Source organism: Simiaoa sunii, assembly GCF_014337175.1.
Taxonomy (GTDB): domain Bacteria; phylum Bacillota; class Clostridia; order Lachnospirales; family Lachnospiraceae; genus Acetatifactor; species Acetatifactor intestinalis.
Genome location: NZ_CP060633.1, coordinates 1,734,902 through 1,758,925, shown reverse-complemented (window position 1 = coordinate 1,758,925; position 24,024 = coordinate 1,734,902). Strand labels below are relative to the sequence as shown.

Below are 24,024 nucleotides of genomic sequence, written 5' to 3'. Positions count from 1 at the left end.
TTCCGGGAGTAACAGAATCATTGAAAAATTACACGTTGATTTTTTTACAGCATGCCAGTGCAAGGGAACCGGGGCCGATATGGCAGGCAACGCTTAAGGACAGCGGATCGATATGGATGTCATAGCCGGGGAATTCCGCTTCCACTTCCGTGCGGAACTGCTCTGCGGCTGCTCGGTCATGAGTATAGGCAATCTGCAGCCAGATGTGCTTGTCCTCCGTCATGCCGCCAAAACGCTCGTTGATGTCCTTTTTAATAGCATTGATCATCATGCTCTTGCCCTGTGAGGTGGTTCTGGCCTTTGCAAAGGCATCCAGCTTTTCACCCTGAATGGTCAGCACCGGTTTCAGGCGAAGCATGGTACCGATGGCTGCGGCCGCCGGAGTGATCCGTCCGCCTTTTTTCAGGTAATACAGGGTGTCAAGCATGATATAGATACTGCTGTTGAATTTATCGTTTTCCAGAAATTCTTTGATCTCTGCCGCATTTTTACCGGCTGCTGCAAGCTGCAGGGCATCCAGTGCGGACTGACGCTGGGTGACGGAAATTCTCTGATTGTTCACGACCTGGACTCTGCCATCATAATCTGCCGCAAATGCCATGGCACTCTGGCAGGAACCGGACAGACCGCTGCTCATGGGAATGTGTACGATCTCGTCATATTCCTGTAAAAGCTTGTCCCACAGGCTGGTGACACTGTCAGGAGACGGCTGGCTGGTGGCAATATTCGCACCTGATTTTAACTTTTCATAGAACTGCTCCTGTGTCAGGTCAATATCTTCATAGTATGTGACTTCATCGATCATAAAAGGCATGGGCAGAACATGGATTCCGCGACGTGCTCCTTCTGCCTGTGTAATGCCACTGTTACTGTCGGTTACGATTGCAATTTTTGACATTCTGGTATCTAAACCTTCCCTTTACATGAATTAACATAAATTATATGATCCTAAGTATAAAGCTTTGAACCTAAAAGTAATTTTACTGTCAGATGGTCCGAAAGTCAACAACATTTACTGCGGTATGTTCTTTGAAATAGTTCACCAATGCCAGACTGTCGTCATCTGTCAGCTCCGGATCGGATACAAGCAACTGTTCCACGGCATCGGAAGCTTCTTTTAAAATATTTGCATCTGTATATATATCACCCAGTACAAATGCAAATTCACCGCTCTGCCGGATTCCGAAGATATCTCCCGGACCTCGCAGTTTCAGATCCTCGGAAGCAATATGGAAACCGTCGTTGGAATGGTTCAGGATCTGTAATCGTTCCATGGTCTCTTTGGCTTCGGAAGTGCTGATAAAAATGCAATAGCTTTGAAATTCCCCACGTCCCACACGCCCACGCAGCTGATGCAGCTGTGCCAGACCGAAGCGCTCCGCATTTTCCACCATCATTACTGTGGCATTGGGAACATTGATGCCTACTTCAATTACCGTGGTGGAGACTAAGACATCAATCTCCTTAGCAGCGAACTCTTCCATAATACGGTTCTTATCTGACGGGCGCATTTTCCCATGAAGATAAGCCACCTGTACGGAAGGAGGCAGAGCTGCCCGGAGCTTCTCTGTATAATCCACTACATTCTCCAGGTCTTCCGATTCCCCTTCTTCCACCATAGGACAGATGACATAAGCCTGTCTGCCGGCAGCCACCTCTTTTGCAATAAATTCATAGGCTTTGGGGCGATAAGATGTGCCTACTACACAGTTCTTGATCGGCAGACGGTTCGCAGGAAGTTCATCAATGACCGAGACCTTCAGATCCCCATATAGGATAATGGCCAATGTCCTGGGAATTGGCGTAGCACTCATAACTAACACATGAGGCTCACTTCCTTTGGCGGCTAATGTCTCCCTCTGCCTTACACCAAAGCGGTGCTGTTCATCCGTTACTACCAGTGCCAGGGAAGAATATTCCACTTTTTCCTGGATCAGCGCATGGGTTCCGATGATCAGGTTAGCTTCTCCGGAAGCAATTTTCGCATAAGCCTCCCGTTTCTCCTTCGCCGTCATAGAGCCTGTCAGAAGCACAGGACGGAAAGCAATGCCGTATTTTTTTACATAGCCTGAAATGGTCTCAAAATGTTGGACTGCCAGTACTTCAGTAGGAGCCATCATTGCTCCCTGATAACCATTAGCCGCACACATAAGAAGTGCCAGCACAGCCAGGATCGTCTTACCGGAGCCTACATCTCCCTGAATCAGTCGGTTCATGGCATAAGGACTTCCCATATCCTCCCTGAGCTCACCCCAGACTTTTTTTTGGGCTTTTGTCAGCGGGAACGGCAACTGTTCTAAAAACCGCACTGTATCCGCAGTCTCGTACATGGGAAAATGGTTTTCTGTCTTCGCCGCCAATTCCTTATTTTTGCGAAGTACCAGTAAAAAGGAGAAGAATTCTTCGAATACCATACGGTTTCTGGCAGTTAACAGTTCCTCTCTGCTCTCAGGAAAATGCAGGGCGTAGATAGCTTCTCTGTGGGAAAGCATGGGATATTTTTGTAATATCATCTGCGGCAGATATTCTTTTTCCGGTGGATAGTATTCCAGCGCCTGTGCCACAGATTTCTGCACCGTCTGATTGGTCAGACCTTTGGTCAGGGCGTATCTTGGCAGGAGTCTCCCGGTCTTTTTCTGATACTCGTCCCAGGTAAACATCCTGGGCTGCTCCATGATCTTATGAATTCCCCGCTGCTGTATGAGACCCCGGAACAGATAGAATCCGCCGGGCTTTAATACTTTTTTTAAAAAAGGCATATTGAAAAAAGTAAGCTGGATGGATTCCCCGTTGCTGTCCTTCAATACAGCGTTCAGGATCGACAGGTTGCGCACTTTTTTTATGTTGGGAATTGCTGTGATCTGACCGTAGATGGTCTGAAGTTTACCGGGAACTGCTTCACGGACAGATACCGGAGCATCATAAGTCTCATAATCCCTGGGATAATGGCGGATCAGATCGTCTATGGTATAGACATTGATCTTGCCGAACAGCGCCGCCGTCTTCTCTCCCACGCCCTTTATTCTGTTCACAGGAATTGCATCACTCATAGATGATTCTCCTTACAAGTTGTTTATATCTTCTTTTTTTACTATTTTAGTTTCCGCTTTTTGCAAATAACGCTGTCTCTTTTGTTATGCATCCTAAATTCTACTATTTAAGGCATGACTAGACAAAATAGTGGACGAATTTATCTTTTTAAGAAGTATATTCCACTATGCAGTGCAAAATCAATATTTTTTCAAAAATCCACTTATTTACAGATGCATTTTTCTTCTATTTTGGCTGATTTTGGTATAAATAGTAGAATTTTTAAGAACTTGCTAACTTGAGAGTTACGAAAGAATAGCCGCGCATAGGCAAAATAAGAACCGTGATTGGGTGCTTGCTCACAAGTCGCTGTTTTTGTTTTTGACTTTATACTGTGTGTTAAGAGGCAAGCTTTTTTGTATTAAAATCGCTATTTTGGGCTGAAAAAATACAAAAACAGGAGATTTTAGGCTTATATAAGAGGTTATTTTCGCTGAAATGGAAAAAATCACAAAATCCGTACAAAAATGTTTGATTTAGAAGTTTTTTTGTACGGATTTTGCTATTTTGATACGATTTCCACCAAAGCAATAGAAAGATGGCTACTGGTTTTTTGAAAGCTTTTCAAAACGCAGAACTCCCGTAATATGCAGTGCCATGTCGAAGATGTTTGTCGGAGGATGTTGATATTTTCTAGAAAAGTGCTGAAAGACAGGGGGAAAGCGGACACGATGTCCGCGTCAGCCGATTGTCGACATGGATGTCGACTGTAGGCGGCTCCGTCATGTTGAGAACCACTCATCACTTTTCGTAGAAAATTCACATCCGGAGACCTTACATCGAGACATGTGTATCGCCTGTTCCGGGAGTTCGTGGATTTTATGGCAACCCTACGTTACGAGCCATGCACTCAATTCATAAATGTGTCGCAAAGGGCGCTCCACATTTATTGGCTGTTCTCCGCAATGAGCCACGCCATTCATAAGATTGTCAGCAAAAAAAGCTGCCAATCTTATTTCATATCGCGGCCTTCGCCGCATCACGGCATAAGTAAAGACAGCGATTTGTGCGCAAGCGCCCATCGCTGTCCTCACTATGCCTATGCGCGGCTCATTGCTCGCGTAAACTCTCAATTTACTCTACAGAAACAGTATAGTAATAAATAGGTTGTCCACCATACTGTAATTCAATATCGCAGGCGGGATAAGCCTCCTCCAGATCGGTACGCAGCGCTTCCGCTGCATCCTCTGCCACGTCACAGCCGTAGTATATGCTGATCAGTTCGGAATCTTCATCCACAAGTTCAGCGATCATATCACGGGTTACTTTTACCATGTCGGTACCGACGGCTACGATGCCCTGGTCGCCGATGCCCATGAAGTCGTCTTTCTTGATCTCTTTGTCATCGATCACGGTATCACGCACCGCATAGGTCACCTGACCGGTCTTGACATTTTTGATCTCGCGGAGCATGGTCTCTTCGTTCTCTTCCACAGACAACTCCGGCACAAAGTTGATCACAGCAGTGATACCCTGAGGAATGGTCTTGGTAGGAATGACTAAAAGCTCCTTATCTGTCATCAGTTCCGCTGCCTGGTTTGCTGCCAGAATGATGTTTTTATTATTCGGAAGGACAAAAATGGTCTTTGCATTTACCTTGTCCACTGCGTCTAAAATATCTGCCGTACTGGGGTTCATGGTCTGACCGCCTTCGATAATATAATCTACACCTAGGCTCTTGAACAGTTCGCTCAAACCGTCACCTACGGAAACTGCCAGAAATCCTACCTCCTTGGCAGGCTGTGCAGCCTTCTCTTCTTCCGCTTTTTTCTGTGCAGCTTCTTTCTCGGAGAGCTTGAACAGCTTTTCCTGATGCTCCAAACGCATGTTGTCGATCTTCATATTGGATAATGCACCATACTTCAATGCCTTCTGGATTGCCAGACCGGGATCATTGGTATGTACATGTACTTTGACAACATCTTCATCCGCAACACATACAATAGAATCACCTATGGACTCTAAGAATGCCTTGAAATCCATCTCTGCTTTTACATTGAAGGGCTTATTCAACAGAATAATGAATTCGGTGCAATAGCCGAACTTGATCTCTGCTTCTGCCTGTACTTCCAGAGAACTCTTGGTGTCTTCTGCTTTCGCAGCAGCGGGAGCTACGGTCAGATCAATCTCCTTACCTAAAAAGGCATCATAAGCACCGCTCAATACTTCTACCAGACCCTGTCCGCCGGAATCTACAACGCCGGCCTGCTTTAATACCGGCAACATTTCGGGAGTCTGACTGAGCACATAACGTGCGTGTTCAATGACAGTACCTAAAAACTGCTCCAGATCATCCGCACCGTCCTCACAAAGTTCCTTTGCCTTATCGGAAGCACCTTTTGCTACAGTCAGAATCGTGCCCTCTTTCGGCTTCATAACAGCCTTGTATGCAGTTTCTACCGCTTTTTCGAATGCATGGGTCAGAACAGGAATATCCAGAACCTGCTCTTCCTTAATACTTTTGGTAAATCCACGGAACAACTGAGATAAAATAACACCGGAATTACCTCTCGCCCCGCGAAGGGAACCGCTGGAGATTGCCTTACATAAAGCAGCCATATCGGCATCGTCTCCCAGTGCGGAAACTTCTCTTGCCGCAGACATGATCGTCATAGTCATATTGGTACCGGTATCTCCGTCGGGTACGGGAAATACGTTTAACTCGTTAATCCATTCTTTCTTGTTCTCTAAATTCTTGGCGCCGGCTAAGAACATCTTGGAAAGCATCTTAGCGTCGATTTGCTGTAAAGCCACAATTACTTCCTCCTTAATCAATCACTCTTACACCTTCAACATAGATGTTGATCTTTTTGATCTCAATACCGGTAAACTCTTCCACCTTATACTTTACGTTGCTGATCAGATTGTCGGTGACAGCCAGGATGCTGACGCCGTAAGCTACGATCACATGGAAGTCCAGAACCAGTTTATTGTTGTCCAGGGACACGTTGATACCTCTGGTGATGCTGTCCTTTTTCAGCAGCTTTACCAGGCCATCTTTCATGCTGACTCCGGCCATACCTACGATACCAAAGCACTCTACCGCCACACTGCCGGCATACTGTGCAATGACTTCATTATCAATGACAATATTTCCCATATGGGTATTCATAGAAGAACCTTTCATACAGAACCTCCTTTATATTCGGATCAATTGTTTCTTCCGATATCTCCGGCCGGATTTTCCCGGACTCAGACATATATAAATGTATTTTAACAGCTTTGCCATGAAAAAGAAACATAAAAATAAAAAAAATAAATATTTTTTGCTTGCTTTTATTTTGTTTTTCTGTTAATATATCAATGTTGTGAGCATTTCACATATGTTTTATTAAAAATTTTGATTAAAAGTAAGCGTAAGATGCGCGTTAGATCGAGGAGGTGTCAAGATGGCTAAATGTGATATTTGCGGTAAGGGCGTTCATTTCGGTAACAACGTAAGCCATTCTCATAGAAGAAGCAACGCAATTTGGAACTCTAATGTTAAGAGCGTTAAGTGCAAGGTTAACGGCGGAGCTAGAAGAATGCATGTCTGCACCAGCTGCTTAAAATCTGGTAAAGTTGAAAGAGCTTAATCTTCTACGATAATATTGGATTTTAGAAAGCCAGAAATGATAAATTTCATTTCTGGCTTATTTTTTTACCAAAACCGCTCTTCCTGTTTCCTTTTTAAATACTCTTTGTTGATTTGTCCAGCCAGCTCTCCGTCACCGAAAAGGTTGTCCGGGTGAAAGATTTTGATCAGATCCCGATATCTCTTCCGTAATGCCAATGGATTATTGACACCGCGAAATAAAAGCTGTACTACGGTAAGGGTATTCTCAGTGCCGTCTTCGTCAGAAGCTTTTGGACTGACCGCTTCTTCCCGGAGAAGTCGTCTCTCTTTTTCCAGCTTTTTCCGATCCTCTTCCAACTGGCGGAAGCCGTCCTGCAGAATTGCCATTTTTTTCTCAAAAAACAGACTTTCTTCTTTCAGACGTTTTCGTTCCATAACCGTACGACGGTTCAAAGCATCCAGTTCATCCCGAAGTGTTACACGTTCCTCGAGGAATTTGTCCTTTGCCTGTTCTAATTCGGTACGCTCCTGCTGCAAACGCATATTCTCCTGAAACAGCCAGAGCTTGGCTTCTTTCAGTTCCTCTGTACTTTCTGTCCTGATGATTTCTTCCCAATCAATCATGCTCAACCCTCTTACTCACAACTGCTGAAAAGATAATACCCTGCAAACAACAGAAGTGCCAATATGATCAATCCGATGAGTCGATTGTGGATCACCATCATCAACAACATGCCGATAGCTACAAAAAATAGAATCAGGCCAATGATTTTTTTCATAAAAGACCCGCTATTCATATTCTCATCTTATTATATGCAGAGTATAAAAATTATTACTTATCTTCGGAAGGCTTTTCTCCGTCTTCGGGGAATGCAATATCGACAACTTCGGCATCCGACATTCCTTCTTTTTCTTTCGGCTGGGTAAATTTATCTACAATATCGGGAATCATATCCAGAATCTTGGTAACAGTATCCTGATTTTTGATATTGACCAGCTTGGTGGAACCGTTTTTGATCACCAGTACAGCACTGGGAGTCATTTTACCGCCCAGACCACCGGCTCCGGATGCGGATCTTTTCTCGGAATTATTCCCCGCACCGGCTCCGACACCGAAAGTAACATCTACTAACGGTAATATAATGGTATCTCCGATCTTGGTAGCTTCGCCTACTACCGTCTTTGTGGAGAGCACGGTATCCATTCCTTTTAAAAGAGATTCCACAACCCCCTGAAACTGATTATCTTTTTCTGCCATATTAAACCTCCTGTTTTTAATCTGTTATTCTTTTTCTTTATTTTGAAATTGTCTGATTTTATGCTGCAATAGCTTAAGCCGCTTATCCATAAGCAGGCAAATGGTATGGAACAATACACACGCTAAGGTAAAATGGCCGGATGTTTTAAAATTACCCTCTAAAATTGCCTGTTCAAAATCCGGAGTGATACAGATGTCTTTTCCCAATTGAGGAAGTATCATACCGTAGATTCCGTACAGGTAGCCTGTGGTATCCGGTGATCCGGTGCCGATGCGGGCCGTAAGTTCCAGTTTTCGCGGACGTAATGATTTCAGAATATGACCGATACGGTTTCCGGCATGCCGGAGTAATCCTCTGGTCTCCGGGTCATTCCATAAATCTTTATAAAAAGTAATGTTATTCAGAATATGTTTGATTTTATCACATATTTTACCGACTGTGTACCGGATTTTATTAAAAAAGCCTCTTTCTTTCGTGCTTTTTTGCTCCGGAATCGGTTCTTTCACAGATGGCTGCGAATCGGAAGCGGAAGGCACAGCTTCCTGTGGTATTTCCGTTGTGGGAGGAACCACTGCTTTTTTTGAGGACTTCCCGGTGGAAACGTTCTTTTTCTCTTTTCTCTCGTTCGAGGAATCATATACGGTAAAAAAAAGGACCTTTGCCAAAAGCTTTCCCGGCTGCGGATAATCGTAAAAGATTCGCACCAGACCAAATAACCATCGGACTTTTACGGAAAAACGCATTTCATCGGCACTCTTCTGTCCGGATGCCTTATAACAAAGAGGGAAAAACAATACCAAAAGTATTACCGTAAGTGCAATCCCCAGAAGTACCAGCAACAGAATTCCTAAAATGCCCAATATTTTAAAAAGAATCGTTAACATAGTAAATACTCCCGAAGATTACAGTCGCCTCTGGCGTCCAGACATTCTCCTGTGATCTGTTCGATCAGCTGCAATGCCTCCTCATATCCCGCTGCAATACCAAGAATCAGAAATTCTTCTTTTTTGTAATGAGGCTGTATGAGTTGCCTGGCATCAAAAATATCTAGCTGATCGGCCGGGTTCTTCGCCGGAGTAATGAGATAGACATTTGCCAAAAGAGGTTTTTTTTCCAGTCTCTTTTTTAGTTTATCCAGTTTTTCAGATGCAATGCTTTCTCCCAGATAGAGATTGGGAGCAAACGTAAGCTTTCCTGCCATAAATAAATTCCTTTTTGTTAACCTGCCCTGCAGCATAGGTTATTACTGCCAAGATGAGCTTATTATAGCATAGATTCTTCTATATTACAATTTTTGTCGCTTGACTTTTCCGGATGATATTTTATACTGTAATCAGTACTAATGAGGAGGAAAAACCATTGAAAGTTATAACGAAGATGGAGCTTCAGTCGGATATGGTTCTTGGAGAAGACATTCAGGATCAGAATCATGTCATTTATCCTGCCGGTACCACAGTAACTCCGCAGATCATAGAAAAATTAAAGCGATACAATCTGGTATGCGTTACGATTATGGAGGATATTGATTTCGCCACGACCCATTATGAGAAAATTCGCTTTGATTCCAATTTTAAGGCATTTGAACGTGCTTATCCGATTTTTCTGGCTGAGTATAAACTGGCCATGAAACAATTATTGGTCATGGGAAGAAAGCCGGCGGATATTTTTCTACTTACCATATATCAAGAATTATACTATTATATTACTTCCGGATCCGTATTGCTGGATTATCTGTATAACCTTATGCCAAGTGAGGATGAACTGACGTATACGCAGGGCCTGAATGCTGCACTGCTGGCAGGTACGTTCGCCGACTGGCTCTCTATGTCAGAAGAAGAAAAAAACACTTTGATTCTTTGCGGATTCTATTATGATATCGGAAAGCTGCAGCTTCCTTATGAATTGTTGTGGAAGCCGGGAAAACTCACAGAGGAAGAATTCAAGATCATCAAAACGCATCCGGTGGTAGGCTATACTTCCGTACGTAACCAGGATTTAAACGAACATGTTAAAAATGCAGTGATCATGCATCACGAACGTCTGGATGGCAGCGGTTATCCTTATCATATGTCGGGGCAGAAAATTGATGTCTATGCCAGATATATGGCGATCATTGACGCTTATATTGCAATGGCATCGCCGAGAACTTACCGCAACGCACTTACACCGTTACAGATTTTGGGGAATTTCGAAAAGAGTCTGGACAAGTATGATGTGGAATTGTTAATGCCGATCATGAAACGGATCGCAGACGCACAAATCGGTACCAATGTGCAGTTGAATGACGGAAGTGTCTGGGAAGTCCTGATCATTCATCCCAATAAGTTCTCCCGCCCGATTCTGAAAAATGAAAAAAATGAATTTGTGGATCTTTTGCAGAGAACCGATCTGGAAATCGTTAAAAACGTATAAATATAATAAATAAAAATAAGAAGCGGGAATAATCAATTCATCCATTGATTATTCCTTTTTCTTTCCTGGTATTCCGCATAAGCTTTTTCCAAAATCTGTTTTTCGTTGGCAAACTTCAGTAAATGATATGCTTCATGATATTTATAAAAACCGGAATCCGCAAAATATTCTTCTCTCTGCGGTTTACTGTAATAACTGTCGGTACTCATAAGATACCAGTGAACCTCTTTTGCTACCACATCCTCCGGTACGGTAAATGAATATTCACTTCTACCGACGTAGTCCACGATAAATGCCCGGGAACCGCTCTCTTCCAATACTTCTCTCAATGCGGTCTCTTCATGGGTCTCACCGGGTTCCACCGTTCCTTTCGGAAGAACCCAGCCTTCGTATTTGTTTTTGATATTCTTATAGAGCAGTAAAATCTTTCCGCGAAATATTACGACTCCGCCGCAGCTGATAGCCTCAATCATGTTCCTTAACCTCCGATTACTGTTTTTCGCTGAAGTACGCGTCAAAAATACGTCTTGCAATGGGCACGGCATAATCTCCGCCGCTGCCGGCACCTTCCACAATAATGGTTACACACACTTCCGGATCTTCTGCAGGAGCAAATCCGGTAAACCATGCATGACTGTCACCTTTAATATTATTATATTCCGCGGAACCTGTTTTTCCGGCTGCGGTATAGTCAAGTCCTTTTAACTTGGAAGCGGTACCCTCCTGGACCACATCAGTCATCAGTTGTCTGAGGATCGCAGACTCTTCTTCTGACATCAGACTGCCGTATTCGCTGGGTTTGAAACTTTTAATGACAGTTCCTTCATCATTCTCCACGTGATCGATCGCGTACGGTTTCATGAGGACTCCGTTGTTGGCTATGGCACAGGTGATCATGTTTAGATGCATGGGAGTAATCTGTGTCTTACCCTGACCGATGGAGGTCTGCATCATTTCCGCCGGAGGAGTATCATCGGATACCAGCGCTGAACTTCTGGCATAATTCAGTGTCAATGGCAGCTCTTTGTTAAACAGAAGATCATTTAATGTCTCCTGAAAAGCAGTCCGGTCCAGGCTCATTCCTATATTAGCAAAGGACGAGTTACAGGATTTTGCAAAAGATCTGGTAAAATCCACCGTCCCATGACTGGAGCCGTGATAACAGCTGATCTTGCTATTGCCCAGGCGAAAAGCTCCGTTGCAGGTATAAGAATAATTTTGGTAGGTATTCGGATTTTCCCGAATATATTCCAATGCCGTCACAATTTTAAAGGTAGAACCCGGAGGATACAATCCCTGTGTAGCCCGGTTGACCAGTACGGTACTGGAATCGTTATCTACCAGATCCTCCCATATTTCTTCGATGGAATTGGGATCAAAATCCGGATGGGATACCATGGCAAGAATCTTCCCGGTAGACACTTCGGTTACAATAATGGCACCGCGATAGATATCCAGCTGATCATTTGCCACCTGTTGAATTTTAACATCCAGTGTAGTGTAAACATTATCCCCGGGATTCTTTTTTCCGGCAGTATCGTTTTTCACCTTGTTACTCAAGGAAGTATTTGTATTGATCAAATAATAATTGGCCAGCGCTTCTACACCCATTCTGCCCTGTGTGGAATAGCCAACAATGTGAGAAAACAGATTTTTGTAAGGGTAGTTACGGCTCTCTTCTTCCTCATCATTCAAGATTGTCTCCGCAAGTACCTCTCCATCTCTGGAATAGATGGATCCCCGATAATTTCTCGACAACAGTATCTGCTGTCTTGAATTATAGCTGTTGTTGATCATGTCCTGTTCACTCGTGGCTACAAAATGTCCCAGATAGAGAAACAGACACAGAAACAGCACACCGACTGCACCTGCAGAGATCCAGATCTCCCGCTGGTTTCCCATACGTTTGTGATTTTGCGTTTTTTTATTTTCTGCCACTTCTGCGCTCACCTTCCTTTTGAAGCCGGATGTAAATTCCCTGTATAATGAAAAACATGATCATCGTAGTCATAACGGAACTTCCGCCGTAACTGATAAACGGCAACGTTACACCTGTCAGAGGGATAAACTTGGTTCCTCCGCCAACCGTCAGAAAAATCTGAAAAATATACATAATACCGATGCCATATACAATCAGCTGATAAAAGCGGTCGTGAATTTGTACCGAAATCCGCATCATTTCCAAAAAACTGCTGATACAGATCAGAATCAGGCACATTCCAAAGATAACTCCCAGTTCCTCACAAATGGATGAAAAAATGAAATCCGCTTCCACATATGGAATCGCGGTAGGATTACCTTTTAATAATCCCATGCCGAACCAGCTTCCGCTTCCGATGGCAAACAGCGACTGTGTGATCTGATATCCTTTACTGTCGATGTATTTCCAGGGATCCTGCCATGCCAGAACTCTGACCCGTACATGATCAAACAACAGATATGCCAGATAAGAGGCTGCGCCTCCGCCGATCATTCCGGCCGCCAGATAGAGATAATTTTTCGTTGCGGCAAAAACAACGAATACAAAACCGATGAAAAAGATCAGCGCACTTCCCAAATCCTTGGATACGACCAGGACAACTACATGAGCTCCTGCAATCACAGCAGTCAGTAACACCCGCTGAAAGGACACATTTTCCCATAATGCACCCGCCAGGAAGAAAAGGAACAGGATCTTCACAAATTCCGAAGGCTGAAATGTAATTCCTCCCATGGTAAAAGATATTTTGGACCCATGGGTTACCTCTCCGAGAATCAATACCGTACTGAGCAGACCAATTCCCAGTGTTGCGTATAACCAGGTGATTTTTTTGAAAAAGTGAATTCTGCCAAGTAAAAAAGGTATAAAAAGCGACATGATCAGTGATACCAGAACAATCACATACTGTCGGATCGCTTTATCAAAAGAAAGTCTGGATACCATACATAAGCCGATGCCCAAAAGCATGCACATGTTATTGAGCAAAAGCCTATTGATATTCTCGTAGATCAGAGAAACCATAGTAATCGTTGCGAACAGAAAAATCAGTATAAATGCAAAGAAAAATAAATACTGAAGATCTCCGCCGGTAAGAGACAGATCCAAAAAACAAAGGACCTGTACCAGAAACATTAAAATATTCTGCAATATAAAGATTCCTTTGGAATATTCGCCAACCGGGTAGCGGAAAGTATAAAAACAGCTGCCGGTATAGAGCACCATAAAAAGGGCTATGAAATATTTAGATAATTCTATTACATATTCCTGCATGAATTAGGGATCCCTTTCTCTATTCTACGCCACGTTTTTCATGACCGGTGGTATATTCCGTATAAGGCAGATCCGTTCTGCTTCCGTAAAAATACTCCAGTACATTAAAAGTCTCATTTTCCGATTCTGTCGTAAATTCCAGACGACAGCAAAAACTGTCCTTCCATTTTGCAGCTGTTTTATGCAGGGAGAAAGGAACACTGTTATAGATAATATTATAGCAATGCGTACAGTTTCGCATTACCGGAAACACTTTATGGTAACGATCTGTCAGTTCTGTGATTCCGAAACCTTCCTCGCGGCGACAATGATCGGTAGTCTTCGTCACACAGTTAGCCGTCACCATCATAGGAATCCGACCGTACAAAAATTTCTCAGCAGGAAGAATCCCATTCACGAGCTGCCTCTGCTCCGCATAATTCAGTTCTAACGGCAGGCAGAATCCGTCCAGATAATCCGTCCAGAATTCTATACTGCGGCAATTCCAAAGATACAGACTATGATCTCCGTACCTCTTTTTTGACTGTAAAAAATGCCACTGTTGCAGAAGGCCAACGTGTTCCAGGGAACTTATCAAAAATCCGTCAACAGCTTCTAAATTGTCACGAATGCTTTTCTCCAACAATTTCAGATACCGACTGTCGAGTAAGCGAATGATTTTAGGCAGAGCGAGCACTGTCTCTGCTGGAATTTTTTTTAATATTTGTAAGTGCTCTGCGATAGTATCCCCCCAGGTAAGGAACAGATCACTGTCAACATAAATTCGTAACGAAGTATGTTCTTTCGGTTTTTTAAGAAAAGACGATCTCAGAAACCCGTTCCATTGCTCTGCAGTTCGGAGATATAACGAAAATCCACTTTGTTTCTGCATATGTCCGTTATGTGCTCCGGTAATGTCAAAAGGTTTCTGTACCTCTCTGGTATAAGGGAAGCCGTTTGCTGTAATCAGTTTCTGCTCTAACAGCGACAGCCCTTTTCTCCGGAGCTCATTCATTGTCTTCAGAGGATAGAATGCATTTTCACTTACCAGGATATCCATGGTGCCATCTAAATGGAAATTACTTCCTCCCAATTTTCCCAATTGTTTGGAAATATTTTCCACAGTAATCGGCTGTTTTGCTGCTTCCTGGACGGTCTCTCCGGTAACGGTTACCTCTGTCTGATCACAACGAAGAGTCAGTTTAGCAACGGTTCCGGTGAGAAAAGAAGCCTTCATTTGTACCGGAAGTGTCAGATGTTTGTATAAATATTTTTCGCGAATCTGCTCCAAAACCTGCTCATCACTGCCACTGTAGGCAGGATTATTCAGAGTCACCATTTCTTTGCCGTTATGTTTATGATAATAGCCGTTCTGCCGTTCGCTGCGAATATAAAGGCAGGATAACCGATGAAGGTCTTCCCCTGAAATGGAAAGCTTTTCCCCGGGCTTCTCATAATATTTATCAATATATTTCCGATAAACAGCGGTTACACCGGCGGCATATTCTGGTTTCTTCATACGGCCTTCTATTTTAAAAGAATCGATTCCGGCATCTATCAGTTCCGGAATATTCTCAATGGTACACATATCCTTCAGACTTAAAGGATAACATTCACGGCGGTTACCACCTACGGTATACGGCAGTCGGCATGGTTGGGCACATCTGCCGCGGTTGCCGCTTCGCCCGCCCAGGATACTGCTGAAGAGGCATTGACCGGAATAACAGTAACACATGGCACCATGGATAAAACATTCTATTTCCATTCCGGTTACTTCTTTGATACGACGAATCTCTTCCAGACTCAGTTCTCTGGCGGGTACCACTCTGCAGGCACCCTGCTTTTTCAGAAATTCTGCACCATATTCACCGGTGATCGTCATTTGGGTACTTCCATGTAGTTCCATCTGCGGAAAGACATCACGGATAAAGGCAAATACACCCATATCCTGAATGATGACACCGTCCAGGCCAGCGCGATAATAAGGCATCAAATATTCATAAAGCTCAGAGAACTCGGATTCTTTTACCAGGGTATTTACGGTAAGATATACTTTTCTGCCCAACAGGTGAGCATATCGGATACAGTCCACCAGTTCATCTTCCGAAAAATTCTCAGCATATGCACGTGCGCCAAATCGATTTCCTCCCAGATAGATTGCATCTGCTCCCGCGTGTACGGCTCCGTAAAATGCTTCCGCATTCCCGGCGGGAGCAAGTAATTCCACTTTTTTATTTCTCATAGACATCCTCTGTTGCGTATGATACACGCTTATACAAATAGCTGCCCGAAAACGGACAGCTATCAATTTATTTATCCTTTAGTTCTGTCTCCAGACGAACAATTTTTCTGGCATCTTCGTTCAACTGCTTCTGTAGCTCTTTTCCCTGTTTTTCCGCATTTTCCAGCTTGATCTGCGCGGAAATCAGCTCATGCTTCAGATCATAGAGTTCCTTTTCTTTCCCCTGCAGTTCTTCCTCCAAAATGGAAATCTGCTTTTTGGCTTTGAAATAATCATCTGCAATGTTCAGCTGAAGCAGAACGCTCTGTCTGTCCAAAGACTGTCTTCGAAAGCTGTCCAGTTTCCCATACTCAGTCATTTTATTATTGATGTAGGAAGCAATCTTCTGCATGTAATCTTCGCTTTCATAGCCGCTTAAAGTAAATACTTTACCACCTATGAGCACTTCAGTATCTGTTTTCGGAGACATTGTCAACACCCCTCTTAACAATCTTTTGGAAACACAATATGTGCCATCTTGTAAAAAATATAATACGAGATTTATTATATATCAGATTATATCGAGTGGCAAGCAAAAAATAACCAATTATGCGTCCTGATTTTCTAAAGCTTTATCCCCAGGTGACGATAAGTCAGGTCTGTTACCACACGGCCCTTGGGTGTTCTGCTCAGGAACCCATTCTTGATCAGATAAGGTTCGTAGACATCTTCTATAGTGCCGGCATCTTCTCCGATGGCAGCTGCAAGGGTATCCAGTCCCACAGGACCACCGTTAAATTTCTCGATGATCGTCACGAGGATATTCCTGTCGATATGATCTAAGCCCATCTTGTCCACATCCATAAGATCCAGTGCGGTTCTGGCTACTTCTTCTGTAATGACTCCGTCGTATTTGACCTGCGCGAAATCGCGTACACGCTTCAGGATACGGTTGGCAAGTCTGGGCGTTCCACGGCTTCGTCTAGCCATCTCTTTTGCTCCGGCAGGTTCGATCTCCACATCCAGGATCCCCGCGGAGTGCATGATGATCTGCTGCAATTCCTCTATGGTATAGAATTCCAGATGATGGATCATTCCGAAGCGATCCCGCAGAGGTGCCGTCAAAAGTCCCGCCCGGGTCGTCGCTCCTACCAGCGTGAACTTTGGCAATTCCAGACGGACAGACCTGGCACTGGAGCCCTTACCGATCATAATGTCAATACAATAATCTTCCATGGCGGGATACAGGACTTCCTCCACCTGGCGATTCAGACGGTGTATCTCATCCACGAACAACAGATCTCCTTCTTCCAGATTGTTTAAGATGGCAGCCATCTCTCCCGGCTTCTCGATCGCCGGTCCGCTGGTCACCTTCATATGGACTCCCATCTCATTGGCAATGATCCCGGCAAGGGTGGTCTTACCAAGTCCGGGGGGGCCGTAGAACAGCACATGATCCAGTGCGTCCCCACGCTGTTTTGCTGCGGTAATATAGACCTTCAGGTTCTCCTTTATCTTGGACTGACCGATATAATCGTCCAGCGTCTGGGGACGTAAGGAGCCTTCCAGTTTAATATCTTCTTCTGTGATATTTGTCTCTATCATTCTTCTGGACATAGTCGTTGCTCTCATTCCTTAAAACAATTTTTTCAGGGCAGCCTTTAAGATTGCTCCGGAATCCATAGCCTCCACATCTTCGATGGCATTGACAGCCTTTAAACTCTCTGCCTGTCCGTAACCCAATGCCACCAGGGCTTCCACAGCTTCCTTTTTCTTCTCACTGTCAATATGCAGACTTCCTGCGGTCAGGATGCCTTCCGCACCGCCTGCTGCAATCTCTCTGGAGATCAGCGTATCGTCAATGGATATCTTATCCTTTAATTCCAGGATCAGCCGCTGCGCCGTTCTGGTGCCTACGCCCGGTGCCTTCGATATCGCTTTGGCATCCCCGGACATAATGGCAAACCGCAGAGAATCCGCATCCATAACAGATAATATGGCCAGTGCTCCCTTAGGTCCGATACCACTGACCGTAATACAGAGCTTGAACATCTCCAGATCGCTCCTTGAGAGAAATCCATATAATAAAAAGGCGTCTTCCTTCACATAGGTATATGTATAGAGTCGTACCTGCTCTCCGATTCCGGGAAGTTTCGATGCTGTGTCCGCGGAGATCCGGACATTGATTCCGAAGCCGTTGACATCGATCACCGCGTTATCTACCGTAACATCTTCCAAAAAGCCATTTATATATGCAAACATGTATGTTAAATCCTCGTCTTTCCTGGCTTGCCAAATCATAGCACATAAAATTCGGCTACGATATGTTTATCATACCATAGCCGAACATATGTTTCAAGTAGTTTTAACTCTGGATCTGTTTTAACTGGTAGAACTCTCCCTTCAGAGCCATCAGCTCATCATAGGTACCATATTCCGTACAATGTCCGTCGGCGATTACTGCAATCCTGTCGGCATCCCGGATCGTTGACAGTCTGTGTGCCACAATAAACGTTGTCCGCCCCTCCGTCAGATTGTTTAACGCCTGCTGGATCAGTTTTTCGGAGATACTGTCCAATGCCGAGGTTGCTTCATCCAGCACGATAACCTTCGGATCCCGGATCAGTGCTCTGGCAATAGAAATACGCTGTCTCTGGCCGCCGGATAGCTTGCCGCCGTGTTCTCCCACCATAGTGTCGAGACCTTTTGGAAGGGATGCAATCAGGTCTGACAGATTCGCAGCCTTGATCACATTCTGTAATTGTTCTTCTGAGACATTTTCACAGCCGTAGGTAATATTATCGCGGATCGTTCCGGAGAACAGAATGGATGTCTGAGGTACTACCGCTAAATGTTTTCTGTATGTTCTAAGATCGATTTTGCTTAAATCTTTGCCGTCGATCAGGACTTTTCCACTCTCCGCCTGATGGAAACCGATGACCAGGTTTAAGATCGTGGATTTTCCGGCACCGGACTCGCCTACCAGTGCAATGGTCTCTCCCGCTTTCACATGAAGATTTAAGTGGTTCAATACGTTATGCTCGTTGTTTTTGTAATGGAAACATACATCTTCAAAGTCAAAAGTACCGGTCACCTGCTCCAGTTTTTCCTTGCCTTCATTGTTTTCGATATCCTCAGACAGCAATACCTCACCGATGGAATTCACGGATTCGATACCTTTTGCAATAGTGGGCAGCAGGGTAACGATAGAAGATACCTGATTGACCACTGTAGCAAAATAACTCTGATACAGTGTGATATCACCGGCCTGGATCTTCCCACCGATGGCGAGATATCCGGTAAATGCCAGGCAGATCACCTGAAAGATCTGGAATACCGCCCAACCCACCGATCCAAACAGTGCCTGGATCAGATCCAGCTTATAGCCCTTCTCCGCCACAGCAAACAGCTGCCCGCTCATTTTGGATACTTCTTCATCCTCCAGGGCATGGGCTCTGGTCACGGGTACCAGTTCCACCATTTCCATGACTCTGGCGGAGGTCTCTTCCATTTCCTTACGGAACTCCGTATTTCTCTTCTTCATAATATTCCGGAAGGTAACCATGGTAATTGCCGCCACCGGTGTGGTCAACAGGAAAAATATAAATACGATGCGGCTCTTACTGATAGTGACCACCAGTGCAACGCCGATATTCAGGGCAATATTTAAAATACTTAAAAATAACTGTGTGGAAAGGCCTTCCACTGCTTCCACATCGCGCATGATCTTGGACTGCAGTCGTCCGGACTGGGTCTCCACATGATAGGAAATGGACAGCTGCTGCAATTTCCGGATCAGTGCTTTCCGAAGTCCTGTCTCCGCATAGCGGGTCGCCAGGCTCTTATAGGAAGTGTACAGATAATTCATGGGAATATTTAGCAGGATCAGTCCCGCTTCCAAAATACTGTAAAATAGAATATTCCGGAAAGTATCCGGATTGTGCGCCGTCACATCGTTAATAATATTCGCTGTGATGATGGGCAACACCCAGACACAGGCATGCTTTGCGAAGAAGCAGATCACTGCCATGACAAATTTATGATAATTCCCCTTATACAGATGCATCAGTGTCCGCAGGGGATGTCCCTGATTATTCCGATAGCATTCAATAAACCAGCTCTCGGTGTCCATCTTTTTTTTCGGAGATGTTTTTGCTTCAAAATCTTTCATATTTGCAGGATACCTTTCCTATTTGTTCGTTCCTTTCATTTTAGCGCAATTAATATGCGTTTTCCAGTCCGTTTTTGCGCTCTTCACCTATAAACAACTGTTTTTTTGCGAAAAAATAGGGCTGTGACAGAACTTTTACATTCCTCACACAGCCCTTTTCATAGCATTATTTTTTACAATCGATTAGTTGTTGATCAGCTTATCGTTCTCATTGTTCCAGCTGTAAAGCTTACGGATCTCTTCGCCGACCTTCTCGGAAGGATGCTCAGAAGCCAGTTTTCTCATAGCCTTGAAGTGAACCTGCTTGCCTGCGGGAGACATATCTAACAGGAACTCCTTAGCGAAAGTACCATCCTGAATATCGGACAGGATCTTTTTCATGGTCTTCTTGGTCTCCTCGGTGATCAGCTTGGGTCCGGTAATGTAGTCACCATACTCAGCGGTATTGGAGATGGAATATCTCATTCCTGCAAATCCACTCTGGTAGATCAGATCTACGATCAGCTTCATCTCATGGATGCACTCGAAGTATGCATTTCTGGGATCGTAACCAGCCTCAACCAGTGTCTCGAAACCAGCCTGCATCAGAGCACAGACACCACCGCACAGAACAGCCTGTTCACCAAACAGATCCGTCTCGGTCTCAGTTCTGAAAGTAGTCTCCAGAACACCTGCTCTTGCGCCGCCGATACCCAGTGCATAAGCCAGTGCCAGATCCTGAGCCTTACCGGTTGCATCCTGCTCTACGGCGATCAGACAGGGAACACCCTTACCTGCCTGGTACTCACTTCTTACAGTATGTCCGGGTCCCTTGGGAGCGATCATGGTAACATCAACGTTCTTGGGAGGTACGATACATCCGAAGTGAATATTGAAACCATGAGCGAACATCAGCATATTGCCCTCTTCCAGGTTGGGCTCGATGTCATTCTTGTACAGATCAGCCTGCTTCTCATCATTGATCAGGATCATGATGATGTCAGCACGCTTTGCAGCTTCTGCAGCGGTAAATACTTCAAATCCCTGTGCCTCAGCCTTTGCCCAGGACTTGGAGCCCTCGTACAGACCGATGATAACATGACATCCGGAATCCTTCAGGTTCAGTGCGTGTGCATGACCCTGGCTGCCGTAGCCGATAATTGCGATAGTCTTACCCTCTAATAAAGAGAGATTACAATCTTCCTGATAAAAAATTTTAGCCATTTTCTTCTCCTCCGTTATGAGACTAAAGATTTATAACTGATAGGGATATTCCCTAGAGCTAACGTAAACGTGTGCCTAATCCTCGATATAAGTTACGTTCTCAATACCTCTGCCCAGACCTGTAATACCGGTTCTTGCGAGCTCCAGTACTTCGTACTCTTCTGTAAAACGCTGGATCAGTGCATTAACCTTACTGTGATTACCGGTGAACTCCACGATCAGGTTCTCGGCACCGACATCAATGATCTTCGCGCGGAAATTATTGGCAAGAAATTCCACTCCCTGTCGTGTCTCCAGGCGCTTCTTGGGGTCAACCTTTACTTTGACCAGTACCAGTTCCCGATAAACGCTGTCTTCCGGATCCAGTTCCTTGATATCCCGGACATCCACCAGCTTCCCTACCTGCTTCTCGATCTGTTCCAGAATATCTTCATCACCGGATGTCACAATGGTAATTCTGGTAAAGCGGGGATCTGCTGTTACTCCTGCCGTAATACTTTCGATATTGTAACCGCGTCTGGAAAATAATCCGGAAATACGGCTGAGTACACCCGATGTATTATCTACCAATAACTGAAATACTCTCTTCTGCATGCGTAAAATACCATACCTTTCGTATTTCTTCTTTCTTCAATCATGTGCTTCCATCATGAAACAGCGATTGTATTCTTAATATAGCAAGATGATTACAGAATGTCAATTAGTGAATTTAACATTATGATTGATGTATTTTAATCATCGTTTTCTGCACATTTTGATAATGCAAGGGTTCCGGTTCTGGCTACTTCGACGATACTGATCGATTGAAGCATCTTGATCAGAGTATCGATTTTCTCCGGTGAATCACATATTTGCAACATCATAAAATGTTTTGACATATCTACGATCTCTGTTTTCATAATGTCGCAAATTTCTATGATATCCCTACGATTATTCTTGTTATATTTAACTTTTAATAACATTAGTTCCCTGGTATAACACTGTTCCTGGGATAGTGTTTTTACTTTAATGACATCTAGCTTTTTATTCAGCTGCTTTTCAATCTGTTCCAAAGTACGTTCATCACCGGAACTCACGATCGTCATACAGGAAACCGCATGATCATCCGTCTCTCCCACTGCGAGACTGTCAATGTTAAAGCATCTTCTGGAAAACAGTCCGGCCACCTTGCACAGTACACCGGAACGGTTTTCAACCAGTACGGAATATATTCTCTTCATCTCAGTACAGCCCCCTTTGTTATTTCACCAGATCCATAGGATCGATCAGACATTCTAACAGCATCGTATTGTCTTCAGCCAAAAAAGTATCCAGCACTTCGTCCACATGCTCCATATTATTCAACCGCAGATAAGGAATATCATAAGCTGCGGATAATTTCTCCAGATCGGGACTTCCCGACAGATCTACCACAGAATAATGATCTTTGTAGGTATAGTGCTGATATTCGCGAACCATACCGAGATAATTGTTTTTCAATACAATGATCTTGACCGGGATCCGATGCTGTCTGATGGTGGCCAGTTCCATCATAGACATCTGGAAAGATCCGTCACCGCATACGGCAATGACCTGCTTGTTCATCGCGGCTGTTTTGGCACCCATAGCCGCAGGAATGGAATATCCCATGGTTCCCATGCCGCCGGATGTTAAGAATTTCCCTTTTTTCACGATATGATAACCGCAGGACCAGATCTGGTTCTGTCCCACATCTGCGACATAGATGCCGTCTTCCTGCATTTTCTCGGAAAGTCTGGTAATGAACGCAGCCGGATCTACAAAATCGGGATTCGGGGTTCTCTTTTTCTCCATTGTGGAACGATACTCATTTAAGGTAGTAAGCCATTCCTCATAGTCACAACTGAATTCTTCCTTCTGGAAATCCTGAAAAATGTGTTTTGCATCGCCGACCAATGGGATGGAGGGACCGGCATTTTTACCGATCTCTGCGGGATCTACATCGATATGTACCAATACCTTATTCCGGGTAATCAGATCCGGCTGACTGACCGCACGATCTGCTACACGGGCTCCCACCATAATCAACAGATCCGATTCATTCATGGCACGGTTTGCATATGCCTTGCCATTATTGCCCACCATTCCATAATACAGAGGATGTTCGGTGGGCATGACACCGATTCCCATCATGGTAGACACTACGGGAATTCTGTGTTCTTCCGCAAATGCCCGAAGCTCCTCTTCCGCCTCACTGAGCAATACACCGCCTCCGGCACAGATAATAGGCCTCTTTGCCTTTTCCAATTCTCGGATCACCTTTTTGATCTGTACGGCATGTCCCTTGACCGTTGGTTTATAAGTGCGGAGGTTTACCTCTTCCGGATAATGAAAATTCTTGATCGTGGCATTCTGAATATCAATGGGAATATCGATCAGCACCGGTCCTTTTCTACCGGTATTGGCAATATAAAACGCTTCCCTGAATACTCTGGGAATATCATTTACATTTTTTACCAGATAGCTGTATTTCACAAAAGATTCCACAGCGCCGGTGATGTCCGCCTCCTGGAATACATCGCTTCCCAGCAGTTCGCTGTTCACCTGACCGGTGATACAGATCAGTGGAATACTGTCCGCAAATGCTGTAGCAATACCCGTGATGACATTCGTAGCGCCCGGTCCGGAGGTTACCGCACAGACTCCGGGTCTTCCGGTCATTCGTGCCACACCGCTGGCAGCATGTGCTGCATTCTGTTCGGTACGGATCAATACTGTCTTAATATCGGAATCCAGAATACTGTTGAAAAAAGGACATATCGCCACTCCGGGATATCCGAATACTGTACTTACACCTTCTTCTTCCAGACATTTAATAATCGCATCTGCTCCAATCATGTCATTCCACTCCTTTATCTATACTCC

22 protein-coding genes are annotated in these 24,024 nt (G+C 44.4%); 2 read left to right on the top strand and 20 right to left on the bottom strand.

What is annotated here, in order from left to right; genetic code table 11:
* Window positions 1-28: 28 nt before the first annotated feature.
* The 4 genes from H9Q77_RS08090 to H9Q77_RS08075 form a co-directional block, all read right to left on the bottom strand.
* Complete coding sequence (locus H9Q77_RS08090) at window positions 29-898, bottom strand: DegV family protein (protein WP_249327094.1); 870 nt, start codon at window positions 896-898, stop codon at window positions 29-31.
* An 88-nt stretch (window positions 899-986) separates the two neighbouring features.
* Window positions 987-3,050, bottom strand: coding sequence for an ATP-dependent DNA helicase RecG (recG, locus tag H9Q77_RS08085; RefSeq protein ID WP_249327093.1), 2,064 nt, complete (start codon window positions 3,048-3,050; stop codon window positions 987-989).
* Window positions 3,051-4,164: 1,114 nt separating this feature from the next.
* On the bottom strand, window positions 4,165-5,844 hold the full coding sequence (locus H9Q77_RS08080; protein ID WP_249327092.1) for a DAK2 domain-containing protein: 1,680 nt from the start codon (window positions 5,842-5,844) through the stop codon (window positions 4,165-4,167).
* Window positions 5,845-5,857: 13 nt separating this feature from the next.
* On the bottom strand, window positions 5,858-6,217 hold the full coding sequence (locus tag H9Q77_RS08075) for an Asp23/Gls24 family envelope stress response protein (protein ID WP_118547117.1): 360 nt from the start codon (window positions 6,215-6,217) through the stop codon (window positions 5,858-5,860).
* Window positions 6,218-6,479: 262 nt separating this feature from the next.
* Between H9Q77_RS08075 and rpmB the strand changes: the two genes are divergently transcribed.
* Window positions 6,480-6,665: a 50S ribosomal protein L28 gene (gene rpmB, locus H9Q77_RS08070; protein WP_022155072.1), complete on the top strand. Its 186-nt coding sequence runs from the start codon at window positions 6,480-6,482 to the stop codon at window positions 6,663-6,665.
* 65 nt (window positions 6,666-6,730) lie between these two features.
* Here the strand turns inward: rpmB and H9Q77_RS08065 are convergent, their stop codons facing one another.
* The 4 genes from H9Q77_RS08065 to H9Q77_RS08050 all read right to left on the bottom strand — a co-directional run bounded on the left by H9Q77_RS08065 (window position 6,731) and on the right by H9Q77_RS08050 (window position 9,106).
* Window positions 6,731-7,270 carry a hypothetical protein gene (locus H9Q77_RS08065; RefSeq protein WP_249327091.1) on the bottom strand — a complete coding sequence of 180 codons (540 nt, stop codon included), beginning with the start codon at window positions 7,268-7,270 and terminating at the stop codon, window positions 6,731-6,733.
* Window positions 7,271-7,478: 208 nt separating this feature from the next.
* Window positions 7,479-7,904, bottom strand: a complete 426-nt coding sequence (locus tag H9Q77_RS08060) for a GerW family sporulation protein (protein WP_022155074.1) — start codon at window positions 7,902-7,904, stop codon at window positions 7,479-7,481.
* A 24-nt stretch (window positions 7,905-7,928) separates the two neighbouring features.
* Window positions 7,929-8,789, bottom strand: coding sequence for a DUF2953 domain-containing protein (locus tag H9Q77_RS08055; RefSeq protein WP_249327090.1), 861 nt, complete (start codon window positions 8,787-8,789; stop codon window positions 7,929-7,931).
* Window positions 8,783-9,106 carry a hypothetical protein gene (locus tag H9Q77_RS08050; protein WP_118547114.1) on the bottom strand — a complete coding sequence of 108 codons (324 nt, stop codon included), beginning with the start codon at window positions 9,104-9,106 and terminating at the stop codon, window positions 8,783-8,785. The genes H9Q77_RS08055 and H9Q77_RS08050 overlap by 7 nt, the downstream gene beginning before the upstream one ends.
* A 158-nt stretch (window positions 9,107-9,264) precedes the next feature.
* On the opposite strand from H9Q77_RS08050, the gene H9Q77_RS08045 reads away from it, so the two are divergent.
* Complete coding sequence (locus H9Q77_RS08045) at window positions 9,265-10,317, top strand: HD-GYP domain-containing protein (RefSeq protein WP_249327089.1); 1,053 nt, start codon at window positions 9,265-9,267, stop codon at window positions 10,315-10,317.
* Between the two features lie 32 nt (window positions 10,318-10,349).
* Here H9Q77_RS08045 and H9Q77_RS08040 read toward each other — a convergent pair whose 3' ends face one another.
* The 12 genes from H9Q77_RS08040 to ilvB all read right to left on the bottom strand — a co-directional run bounded on the left by H9Q77_RS08040 (window position 10,350) and on the right by ilvB (window position 23,997).
* Complete coding sequence (locus tag H9Q77_RS08040; RefSeq protein ID WP_022155078.1) at window positions 10,350-10,790, bottom strand: NUDIX hydrolase; 441 nt, start codon at window positions 10,788-10,790, stop codon at window positions 10,350-10,352.
* Between the two features lie 16 nt (window positions 10,791-10,806).
* On the bottom strand, window positions 10,807-12,255 hold the full coding sequence (locus H9Q77_RS08035; RefSeq protein WP_249327088.1) for a peptidoglycan D,D-transpeptidase FtsI family protein: 1,449 nt from the start codon (window positions 12,253-12,255) through the stop codon (window positions 10,807-10,809).
* Complete coding sequence (locus H9Q77_RS08030) at window positions 12,242-13,567, bottom strand: FtsW/RodA/SpoVE family cell cycle protein (RefSeq protein ID WP_118692941.1); 1,326 nt, start codon at window positions 13,565-13,567, stop codon at window positions 12,242-12,244. Before H9Q77_RS08030 ends, H9Q77_RS08035 begins: the two co-directional genes overlap by 14 nt.
* A 19-nt stretch (window positions 13,568-13,586) precedes the next feature.
* Window positions 13,587-15,788: a peptidase U32 family protein gene (locus H9Q77_RS08025; RefSeq protein ID WP_249327087.1), complete on the bottom strand. Its 2,202-nt coding sequence runs from the start codon at window positions 15,786-15,788 to the stop codon at window positions 13,587-13,589.
* Between the two features lie 67 nt (window positions 15,789-15,855).
* The gene (gene zapA, locus H9Q77_RS08020) at window positions 15,856-16,257 is read right to left on the bottom strand and encodes a cell division protein ZapA (RefSeq protein WP_022155082.1); all 402 of its coding nucleotides are present in this window, start codon (window positions 16,255-16,257) and stop codon (window positions 15,856-15,858) included.
* A gap of 134 nt (window positions 16,258-16,391) precedes the next feature.
* Complete coding sequence (gene ruvB / locus H9Q77_RS08015; protein WP_022155083.1) at window positions 16,392-17,384, bottom strand: Holliday junction branch migration DNA helicase RuvB; 993 nt, start codon at window positions 17,382-17,384, stop codon at window positions 16,392-16,394.
* A gap of 18 nt (window positions 17,385-17,402) precedes the next feature.
* Entirely contained in the window at window positions 17,403-18,029 is a 627-nt protein-coding gene (gene ruvA / locus H9Q77_RS08010; RefSeq protein ID WP_118547108.1) for a Holliday junction branch migration protein RuvA, read from the bottom strand.
* Window positions 18,030-18,132: 103 nt separating this feature from the next.
* Window positions 18,133-19,938, bottom strand: a complete 1,806-nt coding sequence (locus H9Q77_RS08005; protein ID WP_249327086.1) for an ABC transporter ATP-binding protein — start codon at window positions 19,936-19,938, stop codon at window positions 18,133-18,135.
* Between the two features lie 183 nt (window positions 19,939-20,121).
* On the bottom strand, window positions 20,122-21,141 hold the full coding sequence (gene ilvC / locus H9Q77_RS08000; protein ID WP_022155086.1) for a ketol-acid reductoisomerase: 1,020 nt from the start codon (window positions 21,139-21,141) through the stop codon (window positions 20,122-20,124).
* A gap of 75 nt (window positions 21,142-21,216) precedes the next feature.
* The gene (ilvN, locus tag H9Q77_RS07995) at window positions 21,217-21,735 is read right to left on the bottom strand and encodes an acetolactate synthase small subunit (protein WP_022155087.1); all 519 of its coding nucleotides are present in this window, start codon (window positions 21,733-21,735) and stop codon (window positions 21,217-21,219) included.
* Window positions 21,736-21,872: 137 nt separating this feature from the next.
* Window positions 21,873-22,361: an acetolactate synthase small subunit gene (gene ilvN / locus H9Q77_RS07990; RefSeq protein WP_022155088.1), complete on the bottom strand. Its 489-nt coding sequence runs from the start codon at window positions 22,359-22,361 to the stop codon at window positions 21,873-21,875.
* A gap of 19 nt (window positions 22,362-22,380) precedes the next feature.
* Entirely contained in the window at window positions 22,381-23,997 is a 1,617-nt protein-coding gene (ilvB, locus tag H9Q77_RS07985; protein WP_249327085.1) for a biosynthetic-type acetolactate synthase large subunit, read from the bottom strand.
* Window positions 23,998-24,024: the final 27 nt, after the last annotated feature.